This window comes from Synechococcus sp. H70.1 (assembly GCF_047502705.1).
GTDB lineage: Bacteria > Cyanobacteriota > Cyanobacteriia > Thermostichales > Thermostichaceae > Thermostichus.
In genome coordinates, this window is sequence record NZ_JANSIV010000064.1 from 12,047 (window position 1) to 22,155 (window position 10,109).

Consider the following 10,109-nt stretch of genomic DNA (forward strand, 5'->3'; position numbering starts at 1 on the left):
GGAACTATTTGTGAACGGTTAACAACAGTCATGCTTTCTTAATAAAAACTATCACTCTAATTAAAAATGTTGATTTTTATTCAGGACGATTGGGGATATCATTCTGCTTAGGTTGGGGATCCTCGCTCTGAGTCATCTCAGCCAAATTTTCTGTATGATTGTTTTAGCGTTGAGCTCAGAGTTAGCAGCTTTGCCCTCCTAAACGATGGCTGCAGTGAAACCGCAATGGCTTCTAGTGGCTCGTTCCCACCTTGTCTGAGGTCTGCTGCTAGGCAGGTCTTTCTCAGGCAGGAAGGGAAAGAGAAGCGCCTAAGGGAGTCAGGGTTGGTTTTACTGAAAGAGCTATCAGTTGAAGCTAGGGCAGAGGATCTTCCCTAAGCCGATAAGGTTGCAAGATCCCGGCAGCAAGCTAAAGGCAGCGACTGCTAGGTTGATCTTCACGGTGTTCAAGAACTAGGTGTTCAAGAGGGGAGAGTTGATATGCCTATTGCAGTTGGAATGATTGAAACGCGGGGGTTTCCAGCAGTAGTGGAAGCAGCTGACGCCATGGTGAAAGCGGCGCGTGTCACCCTGGTGGGCTACGAAAAAATTGGCAGCGGGCGTGTCACCGTGATTGTGCGGGGCGACGTCTCGGAGGTGCAGGCCTCGGTAGCTGCCGGCTTGGAGTCTGCCAAGCGGGTCAGTGGGGGTGAGGTTCTCTCCCACCACATCATTGCTCGGCCCCATGAAAACCTGGAGTACGTGCTGCCCATTCGCTACACCGAAGCAGTGGAGCAGTTTCGCACCTAGGCCGCAAGCTGGAAGAGTTCCAGCCCCCCCCTAAACCCATCTCAGTGTAAGGAGTCCCTATGGCCATCGCAGTTGGAATGATTGAAACGCTGGGCTTCCCAGCGGTGGTAGAAGCGGCCGACGCCATGGTGAAAGCAGCGCGCGTCACCTTGGTGGGCTACGAGAAAATTAGCAGTGGGCGCGTTACCGTGATCGTGCGGGGCGATGTCTCTGAGGTACAGGCCTCAGTAGCTGCCGGCATCGAAGCCGTAAAGCGGGTCAACGGTGGCCAGTTGCTCTCGTGGCACATCATTGCCCGTCCCCACGAAAACCTGGAGTACGTGTTGCCCATTCGCTACACCGAGGATGTGGCCCAATTCCGCGAAGGGGTCAATGCCATTCGTCCCTTCACGCGTCCCTAGATGCGTATCGCGATTGTACGGGGTACCGTCACCAGCACCCAGAAGGATCCCAGCCTGACGGGCGTCAAGTTCCTGGTGGTGCAGTATGTCGATCTCGAGGGCCGGCCGCAGCCAGACTATGCCGTGGCTGCTGATCCAGTGGGGGCCGGCGCCGAGGAATGGGTGCTGGTTAGCCAAGGTAGCGCGGCTCGCCAACCGCGGGGAAATGAAACCCGTCCTTTAGATGCAGTGGTGATGGCAATTATTGACACCGTTAGCATCGACGGTCGCTCCCTCTACAACAAGCGCGAGCAACGCTAGCTGGGATCCTTCCCTTTCCTCCTCTGATTTGGTCTAGAGGCTCACGGTTATGCCTGCTCAAACCTATGCTGCGCCGCCAACGCCCTGGTCGCGTCGCTTGGCGGAACCCACCATTCATCCCTCTGCTTACGTCCATTCCTTTTCCAATCTCATCGGGGATGTGCGCATCGGCGCCCAGGTGCTCATTGCCCCTGGAACCTCCATCCGCGCAGATGAAGGATCCCCCTTCTACATTGGCGACGGCTCCAACATCCAGGACGGGGTGGTGATCCACGGTCTGGAAAAAGGGCGGGTCATCGGGGAAGATGGCCAGCCCTACTCCGTGTGGATTGGCAAGAATACCTCCATTGCCCACATGGCCTTGATTCACGGGCCAGCCTATGTGGGCAACAACTGCTTCATCGGCTTCCGCTCCACCGTGTTCAATGCGCGGGTGGGAGATGGCTGCATCATCATGTTGCACTGCCTCATCCAGGATGTGGAGATCCCGCCAGGCAAATATGTGCGCTCCGGCTCCATCATCACCAACCAAGCGGAGGCCGACCGGCTGCCGGATGTCCAAGATAGCGATGCCAAGTTTGCGCAGCACGTCATCGGCATCAACCAAGCTCTGCTGGAGGGCTACCACTGCAGCGAAAACCTTGTCTGTATTGCTCCTATCCGCAACGAGCTGCTGCAAGCCCGCGCTTCTGGTTCCTCAACTCCGGAGTCTTCTTCCTCTCTTGCCAATGGGCACAACGGCAGTGGCTCCCTTCTTAGCCCAGAGGTGGTAGAGCAGGTACGCGCCCTCTTGGCCCAAGGCTACCGCGTGGGTCTGGAATACGCTGACCCTCGTCGCTTCCGGGTCTCCTCTTGGCAGAGCGAAAGCCCTATCCTCAGCACCCAGGAGGCCGAGGTGGTGCAATCGCTGGGGGCCCTTCTGGCAGCCCACCGTGGGGAGTATGTGCGCCTGTTGGGGATCGATCCCAAAGCCAAGCGGCGGGTGCTGGAGCAGATTATCCAAACCCCAGAAGGGCCGGCACCCCTCTCCGGATCCTCCAGCCGGGTTTCGGTTGCTATGCCAGGCTCCGGTAGAGCGGAACTGCGCCTAGAGGAGGAGATCCAAACCCTGGTGGCCCAAGGGTACCGCGTTGGTCTGGAAGTGGCCGATGCTCGTCGCTACCGCACCTCCTCCTGGCAGACCTTGGGCACTTTCAGCGGCTCCGTCCAGGAGATCCTAACGGCTGTGCGGGCAGCCCTGGCCGAGCATGCAGGAGAGTACGTGCGCCTATTGGGGATCGATCCCAAAGCCAAGCGGCGGGTGCTGGAGAAGGTGATTCAGACGCCCCAAGATCAGGCAGGCAGCAGTTCGGCAGAAGCGGGCGCAGCTGCAGGTGCGGCTTCTGGGGCAGAAGGGAGCAGTGCCAGCCTGGATTTGGAGCTGCAGGAGGAGGTCCACCGGCTACTGGCCCAGGGCTACCGCATTGGCTATGAATACGCTGACGAGCGCCGCTTCAAAACCTCCTCCTGGCAGAGCGGGCCTATCCTTCGTGGCCAGCGGGGGCCAGAGGTGTTAACTGAGCTGAGGGCGGCGCTGGCAGAGCACCAGGGTCACTACGTTCGCCTGCTGGGGATCGACCCCAAAGGGAAGAAGCGGGTCTATGAGCGCATCATCCAAACCCCCAGCGGTAAGCCGCCTACTTCTGCGCCAGCGGCTCAAGGCTCGCCAGGGGCAGCAGCTTCCCCTGCACCCGGGGCTAGGCGTCTTAGCAGCGAGGTGGTGGCGCAAGTCCAGCAACTGCTTAGCCAAGGCTACCGCATTGGCACCGAGCATGCTGACAAGCGCCGCTTCCGCACCTCCTCTTGGCAAAGCTGTAGCCCCATTGAAGCCACGCAACTGGATCAGGTGGTAGCGGCGCTGGAGGCCTGCCTAGAGGAGCATCGCGGCGAGTATGTGCGCCTGCTGGGCATTGACCCCAAATCTAAGCGGCGGGTACTGGAGCAGATCATCCAAACCCCTTGAGGGATCTCCCTCTTGCCCGAGCCCTGTTGGTTCCGGGTTGGTTTCCATCCAGCCCCCTAGCCATGAGAAGCACCCTAGCTTCCCCCTTGCCCCTCTCCCCCCAGCCACGTGCCTGGCCCGCGCAGAACGGTAAAGCCCACTACGTGGTCAGTGGTGAGGTAGAAATAGAGGAGGGAGCAAGCATTGGGGCAGGGGTGCTGTTGCGGGCTAACCCCGGCTGCCGCATCCACATTGGGCGGAACGTTTGCATTGGCGCAGGATCTATCCTCCACGCCTGTGGGGGATCCCTAGTGGTGGAGGCGGGGGCTACTTTAGGGAGGGGGGTGCTGGTGATTGGGCAAGGCACCATCCGCGAAAATGCCTGCATTGGCGCCGAGGCTACCCTGCTCAACTGTTCCGTCCTCAGCCAGGCAGTGATCCCTCCCAGCTCGCTGCTTGGGGATCCCACCTGGGGGAGAGAGCAAGAGAGGGTTGTCTTTCCCCAGACAGAGTCTAGGGAGGCAGAGAGGGTGCAAGAGGCAGCTACCCCACCGACGGTGTCCGAGGCCCCTCCTCCTTCTCCTGAAGCAGCGGGTGGAGACAAGGCAACCCCTCGGGAGGAGGAGGCAGCTGCGCCAGGGCAAGAAGAGTTGGGGGGGCGCAAGCTCAACGGGATACCAGGCCGGGCAGAGTTGGATCGGCTGCTGGGCAAGATCTACCCTCACCGCCAAGTCCTCTCCTCGCGGCACGGAGGGTTGTGAGAGCTACACTGGCATAAAGAAGTAGAGGGCCATGTCCACTGCTCTAGGCCTCATCCAGACACGCAGCTTCCCAGTCATTGTCCGCATTGCCGACGCCATGACCAAGTCGGCAGGCGTAACTCTCATTGGCTTTGAGAAGATCTCGGGCGGCTACTGCACAGCAATCGTGCGCGGGAACATTGCCGATGTGCGCATTGCCATTGAAGAAGGGATTGAGGTAGCCCGCCAGTTTAATCAGGAGGAGATCTCCAGTCTGGTGATCCCAAGGCCCCTGCCTAACTTAGAGGCAGTGCTGCCCATCAGCAGCAAGCTGTCTCAATTGGCCCAAAGTCGGGGCTACAGCCGCCTCAGCAACCTAGCTGTGGGCCTGCTGGAGACCCGTGGCTTCCCGGCCATGGTGGGGGCTGCTGACACAATGCTGAAAACAGCGGATGTGCAGCTGGCCGCCTACGAGACAATTGGCGACGGCCTATGTACGGTCATCATTCGAGGTACAGTCTCCAATGTGGCCATTGCCATCGATGCGGGCATGTACGAGGCCGAGCGCATTGGCGAGCTCAACGCCGTGGCTGTGATCCCACGCCCCCTCGACGAGCTAGAGCAGGCGCTGCCAGTGGCCAGTTGTTTTGTTGCTCAACCGGTTACCCTGCCAGTGGCGATCCCTCAAGCTCAGGTAGAAGAGGTACAGCGCAGCGAGAGGGCGGGAGAGCGGCTCCCGGTCTATTTGGAACCGCCAGGCCCTCGCTAGAGCAACTCAAGCAGGAGAAAAAAATGCTAGGCTACTGGAAGACCTGGGTCCGTGCGGCTTAGACGCCCAAACCGTGTCAGGATCGGAAGATAGCAGCACTACGGGATGCTCTGAGCAGGCGCGTCAACCCAGGTCGCCCTTTTCCTGCACCTGGATTTTTGTTCCGCTGGCCCTGGCAGGGCACCCCCTATGGCTGAGAAGGACAACCCCCTCGCCAACTTGGCTGAGAAAGCTTTCTACTTTGGGATGGGCCTGGCTGCTTTGGTGGCCGACAATGCCCCCAAGGTGGCTGGGAGTGCTAGAGACCGCCTGCTGGAGCTGCGCAAGCAGGTGCAAGCCTTAGTGGATGAATTGGTAGAGTTGGGGGCAATGAGAGCCGAGGAGGCGCGGGCCTACATGGACGCCATTGCCGCCAATGCTAAGCGCAAGGAAGAGGGGGAGCCTGCTAGCGGCCCCCGCAAAATCACTATCGAAGATATGGGTGGAACAGAGCTAAAAGGGAGCGCTGCCATTGAGCTGTCGGAGGCAGCTCGCCTGCGTCGGCAGATTGCTGAGCTGCAGGCAGAACTGGAACGCATCAAGAAGGAGACAGGGAGAGCCTAGGCCTTGCTGGAGACAAGAAGGGCTTCCTACTCCCGTAGAAGGCAGTCCGCCACTGCAACTCTCCAGTAACGCGTCCTGGAGGACTCGAACCCCCGACATCCGGTTTTGGAGACCGACGTTCTACCAACTGAACTAAGGACGCATTAGGAAGCAGCCTTCTACCCAGCTTAGCAGGTTCGCCCCCATCTTTAAAGGGCTCCCCCTTGAAGATCTTCCTTGGCCTTGATGCGTGTGGCTTTGCCTACCCGCTTCCTCAGGTAGAACAGCTTGGCGCGGCGCACTTTACCCCGCCGGAGTACCTGAATGGACTCAATGCGCGGCGAGTGAACCGGGAAGACCCGCTCCACACCAATACCCTGGAAAACCTTGCGTACTGTGATGGTGCGGTTAAGACCGGTGTGACGCATGGCAATGACGGTGCCTTCAAAAGCTTGCACTCGCTCTTTGCCACCCTCTTGAATGCGTACCCCCACCCGCACCTGATCGCCGACGTGGATCTCGGGGAGATCCGACTTCAGGTAGTCCGCCTCCACAGAGCGGAGGATGGCCTCGGGGTTAATGCGAGCGTTCATGGCTCTCCGGCGCTCTCAGCAGTCAATCATGGTAGCAATCCTCTTGCTTTTTGTACAAGTTTCCAGGGTTCCGAAGAGCCAACCCACCTCAGAAGACTTGGCTTGCCCCCTCTCTTTGGCCCAGGTAGGCTAGAAGTAAGCCCTTGAAAGAGGCGGGAGACTTCGTGGTCCTGCATCCCAATAAGCCCCAGACAGAATCCCTGCCCCCTGCCAAATCGGCAGACCAGCCCTTGGCCCAGGCCGGATCCCATAGGAAAGGATGGCCTACTGGCTGGGTTCTCCTAGGTTTGCTCCTGGCTAGCTTGGGAGGGGGTGGTATCTGGGCTCAGCGGTATCTCGAGCGGCAGAGGGTGCAGCGCCTGCAAAGGTTGACAGTGCCCGTCGAGGTAAGGGATCTAAGCCAACGGCTGCGGGTAAGCGGCCAGGTGCAGCCCATTCGCCAGGTGAATGTTAGCCCGCGGGAGGCAGGCCGCTTGGCGGAGCTGCTGGTGGATCAGGGGGATGAGGTGGTGGCAGGGCAGGTGCTGGCTCGTATGGACTACGGGGATCTAGCCAGTGGCATTCGCCAAGCCCAAGCCCGCATCCAAGAGTTGCAGGCCCGACTGGCGGAAGTGCAAGCCGGTGAGCGACCCCAGGTCATTGCGGCAGCCCAGGCCAGGGTAGAGGCGGCGCAGTCGCAGGTGGACTTGGCCCAAAAGGAGCTGGAGCGGATTCAGGCGCTAGTGCAGGAGGGAGTGGTGGCCCGCAGCGAGCTGGATCAACGGCTGGCTCGCCTGGAACAAGCGCAAGCGGACTTGCAAGCTGCCCAACAAGAGCTGGAGCGGCTGCAAGCGGGTAGCCGCCCAGAAACGCTGCAGCAGATCCAAGCCCAGATTGCGCAGGCGCAAGCCGAGCTGGCCCAGCGGCAATCTCGCCTGGCCGAGGCCGAGATCCGGGCGCCTTTTTCCGGTGTGGTGGTGCAGCGCTTTGCGGAAGTGGGATCCTTTGTAACTCCCACAACCGTAGCTCCCGAAGCCACCGCTGCTTCCTCCAGCTCCATCCTGACGCTGGCCCAGGGGATTGAAGTGCGGGCCGAGGTGCCGGAGGCGCAGATTGCCCAGGTGCGGGTGGGCCAGCCGGTGGAGATCCAATCTTTGGCCTATCCGGATCGCGTGGTGCGAGGGCAGGTGAAGCGAATTGCTCCAGCTACGGTGGTGGTGCGGGAAGTTACAGTCTTCCGGGTCTTCATCGAGCCAGAGGCAGGGGCGGACTTTTTGCGCATTGGCATGAATGTCGCGGTAGATTTTCTCGGAGAGCAGTACCCCCAAGCCCTCACTGTGCCCTCGGTGGCCATCCTGCGGGAGGGAGGCCAAGAGGGAGTAATCCTTTTGGATCCGCAAACTCAGCGGCCCATCTACCGAGCGGTAAAGACAGGCCTCACCCAGGGCGGGATCACCCAGGTGCTCTCCGGCCTCCAGGCGGGGGATCGGGTTTTTACGGCGCTGCCGCCTGGAGTAACCCTGCAGAGTTTGCTCCCGCAAGAGCGCCGTCCTGGCAGAACTGCAGGAGGCAGGCCACACCCATGAGCCTTCTGGTTGCCGCCAAAATGGCTTGGCAAATGGTGCGACGGCACCGCCTGCGCACAGGCTTGAGTATGCTGGGGATCCTCATTGGCAACGCAGCAGTGGTAGCTATTGCGGGCTTTGGCCAGGCTGCCCAAGAGCTGGCTGTGGACCAGTTTCGCGCCTTGGGCACCAATTTGCTCATCGTCTTTTCTTCCAGCTTTGGCATAGTGGATGCCAGCAATGCCCGTCCTCTCACCCTCGACGACCTGCGGGCCATTGCGGCGGAAGTGCCTGCTGTAGCGGCAGCTGTTCCCAGCCTGGTCGTCAATGTCCGAGCTGTGCGGGGCGGGGTGGACCGTCGCTACGAGGCCACAGGCACCTGGCCAGAGTATTTGTCGGTGCTCAATTTGGAGGTCGAGGAGGGCCGCTTCCTCACGCCGGCAGACATCGAGGAGCAGCGGCCGGTGGTGGTGCTGGGCAGTGAGGCCGCCCGTGAGCTGTTTGGCTTAGATCCCGCCGCCGCTATTGGGGAGACGCTGCTGCTCAACAACTTGCCCTTTGAGGTCATTGGCACTTTGCGCCCCAAGCCGACAGTGTTTGGCAACAACGATGCCCGCCTGTTTTTGCCGGTGGATGTGGTGGCCAACCGCTTTGTTGGACGGCGCTCTCCCTATGGGCTGGAGCTGACGGCCATCTTCGTCTCGGCCCGCTCTGAAGCGGATCTGCCAGCTGCCGAGTTCCAAATCCGCAACCTCCTGCGACAGCGGCACCAGCTGGTGGGGGAGGATGACTTCGTCATCCGCAACCAGAAGGTGTTGCTGGATGGGGCAGCTAGGATTTTAACCCTACTGCGGGTATTGCTAAGCGGCACAGCGGCGCTCTCCCTGCTGGTGGGTGGGGTAGGGATCATGAATGTGATGTTGATCTCGGTGGCAGAACGCACGCCTGAGATTGGCTTGCGCAAGGCAATTGGGGCCGACAGTCGGCAAATCCTGCAGCAGTTTGCAACCGAGGCTATCCTGATTGCGGTCAGCGGGGGAGTAGCCGGGATCCTCCTTAGCAGCGGCCTGCTGGTGGCAGTGCGGATATTTACCCCCTTGGCCACCACTGTCGATCCGGTGGCAGTAATTGTGTCTTTTTCCCTCTCGACGGCAACTGGACTGGTCTTTGGCATTTTCCCGGCCCGCAAAGCGGCGCAACTGGATCCCATTGAGGCCCTGCGAGCCTAAGGTCCGCCCTCTGTAGGATAATGGGAGCCCACAGGTAGATATGAGTTGCCCGCTGTTGGCTAAGGAGCTTTCCCTTGGACAAAGAGCGAGTAGAGGTAATTGTCCCGGCCACTACCGCCAACCTGGGGCCAGGATTTGATTGCATAGGTGCAGCTCTGCAGCTCTACAACCACTTCCAATTTCGCAAGCTCCCCGCTGGCCTTAGCATTCACTATCGCGGCAGCGATCATGTAAGCCAGAGCAAGGACAACTTGGTGTATCGCGCCTTCTGCCGTGCCTTCGAGCTGCTGAGCAAGCCGGTGCCAGGAGTGGAAATTGAGATTACCCTCAACGTGCCCCTGGCGCGGGGTCTGGGCAGTTCTGCCACTGCCATTGTCGGCGGCCTGTTGGGAGCCAATGCCATCGGATCCCTCAACCTGGCCCCTGAGACCCTCCTCCAGTTGGCTATTGCCCTCGAAGGTCACCCCGACAACGTAGTGCCTGCCCTCCAGGGCGGCTGTCAGCTCTGTGTGCAGGGCCAGCAGGGGCAGTGGGTGTTCTGCCCGGTGGAGTGGCACGAGCGCATCGGGATTGTGGCGGCGGTGCCTAACTTCAAGGTCTCCACCCAGGCTGCCCGCGCGGTCCTGCCCAAGTCCGTCAGCTTGGCCGATGCAGTTTTTTCCAGCAGCCATCTGGGACTGCTCATCCGCAGCTTGCAGTCGGGGCGGGTGGACTGGCTAAAGGTGGCCTTGCAGGATCGGCTGCACCAACCGGCCCGCATGGAGTTAATCACTGGTTTCAAGCCGGTCCAAGCGGCAGCCCTAGCTGCAGGAGCCTACGGGGTGGTGATCAGCGGGGCTGGGCCTACCCTCTTAGCTTTCTGTGCGCCTGAGGAGCGAGAACGGGTGGGAGCGGCCATGGTTAGCGCCTGGGCCCAGCTGGATATTGAGGCGGAGGCGAAACCCCTCAGTTTGGATTGGCAGGGGGGACGGGTAGTCATCCATTCTGGAGATGGGGAGCTACCTGAGAGGTCTTGACCACAAGGCGGAACAAGCCTAGGCTTTGGTGCTCTGCACTGCTGGGGTGAGCCCAGACAGTGGAGTTGTCCGTTCGTAACGGTGGGCGTATTGCTGCCGCCAACCAAGGCAACCCACGGCAGGGAATGCTGGAAGTCATACCCCTGGAGGTAGGAGCAGCCACCA

At 60.4% G+C, this 10,109-nt stretch carries 11 protein-coding genes, 1 tRNA gene and 1 other RNA gene; 11 read left to right on the plus strand and 2 right to left on the minus strand.

Translation table 11 applies throughout. The annotated features are described in order from the left end of the window. The first annotated feature begins 480 nt into the window (after positions 1 to 480). From NW827_RS04650 to NW827_RS04685, 8 genes are all read left to right on the plus strand, one after another. Positions 481 to 789: a carbon dioxide-concentrating mechanism protein CcmK gene (locus NW827_RS04650; protein WP_414361187.1), complete on the plus strand. Its 309-nt coding sequence runs from the start codon at positions 481 to 483 to the stop codon at positions 787 to 789. 59 nt (positions 790 to 848) lie between these two features. After that, positions 849 to 1,190: a carbon dioxide-concentrating mechanism protein CcmK gene (locus tag NW827_RS04655; protein WP_414361188.1), complete on the plus strand. Its 342-nt coding sequence runs from the start codon at positions 849 to 851 to the stop codon at positions 1,188 to 1,190. Further along, entirely contained in the window at positions 1,191 to 1,490 is a 300-nt protein-coding gene (locus NW827_RS04660; protein WP_414361190.1) for a EutN/CcmL family microcompartment protein, read from the plus strand. 49 nt (positions 1,491 to 1,539) lie between these two features. After that, complete coding sequence (locus NW827_RS04665; RefSeq protein WP_414361192.1) at positions 1,540 to 3,492, plus strand: ribulose bisphosphate carboxylase small subunit; 1,953 nt, start codon at positions 1,540 to 1,542, stop codon at positions 3,490 to 3,492. 62 nt (positions 3,493 to 3,554) lie between these two features. After that, positions 3,555 to 4,232 carry a hypothetical protein gene (locus NW827_RS04670; protein ID WP_414404196.1) on the plus strand — a complete coding sequence of 226 codons (678 nt, stop codon included), beginning with the start codon at positions 3,555 to 3,557 and terminating at the stop codon, positions 4,230 to 4,232. 31 nt (positions 4,233 to 4,263) lie between these two features. Continuing rightward, entirely contained in the window at positions 4,264 to 4,980 is a 717-nt protein-coding gene (locus NW827_RS04675) for a carbon dioxide-concentrating mechanism protein CcmK (RefSeq protein WP_414404197.1), read from the plus strand. 40 nt (positions 4,981 to 5,020) lie between these two features. Continuing rightward, positions 5,021 to 5,118: signal recognition particle sRNA small type (gene ffs / locus NW827_RS04680), an RNA gene on the plus strand. A 51-nt stretch (positions 5,119 to 5,169) separates the two neighbouring features. Next, complete coding sequence (locus tag NW827_RS04685) at positions 5,170 to 5,583, plus strand: hypothetical protein (protein WP_414361197.1); 414 nt, start codon at positions 5,170 to 5,172, stop codon at positions 5,581 to 5,583. Between the two features lie 69 nt (positions 5,584 to 5,652). Here NW827_RS04685 and NW827_RS04690 read toward each other — a convergent pair. Both NW827_RS04690 and rplS read right to left on the minus strand, forming a co-directional pair. Further along, a tRNA-Trp gene (locus NW827_RS04690) sits at positions 5,653 to 5,725 on the minus strand. 46 nt (positions 5,726 to 5,771) lie between these two features. Further along, complete coding sequence (gene rplS / locus NW827_RS04695; protein ID WP_414404198.1) at positions 5,772 to 6,155, minus strand: 50S ribosomal protein L19; 384 nt, start codon at positions 6,153 to 6,155, stop codon at positions 5,772 to 5,774. Between the two features lie 164 nt (positions 6,156 to 6,319). On the opposite strand from rplS, the gene NW827_RS04700 reads away from it, so the two are divergent. From NW827_RS04700 to thrB, 3 genes are all read left to right on the plus strand, one after another. Then, the gene (locus tag NW827_RS04700) at positions 6,320 to 7,720 is read left to right on the plus strand and encodes an efflux RND transporter periplasmic adaptor subunit (protein ID WP_414404199.1); all 1,401 of its coding nucleotides are present in this window, start codon (positions 6,320 to 6,322) and stop codon (positions 7,718 to 7,720) included. Beyond that, on the plus strand, positions 7,717 to 8,928 hold the full coding sequence (locus NW827_RS04705) for an ABC transporter permease (protein ID WP_414361203.1): 1,212 nt from the start codon (positions 7,717 to 7,719) through the stop codon (positions 8,926 to 8,928). The genes NW827_RS04700 and NW827_RS04705 overlap by 4 nt, the downstream gene beginning before the upstream one ends. Positions 8,929 to 9,002: 74 nt before the next feature. Further along, the gene (thrB, locus tag NW827_RS04710) at positions 9,003 to 9,944 is read left to right on the plus strand and encodes a homoserine kinase (RefSeq protein WP_414361204.1); all 942 of its coding nucleotides are present in this window, start codon (positions 9,003 to 9,005) and stop codon (positions 9,942 to 9,944) included. Positions 9,945 to 10,109 lie beyond the last annotated feature (165 nt).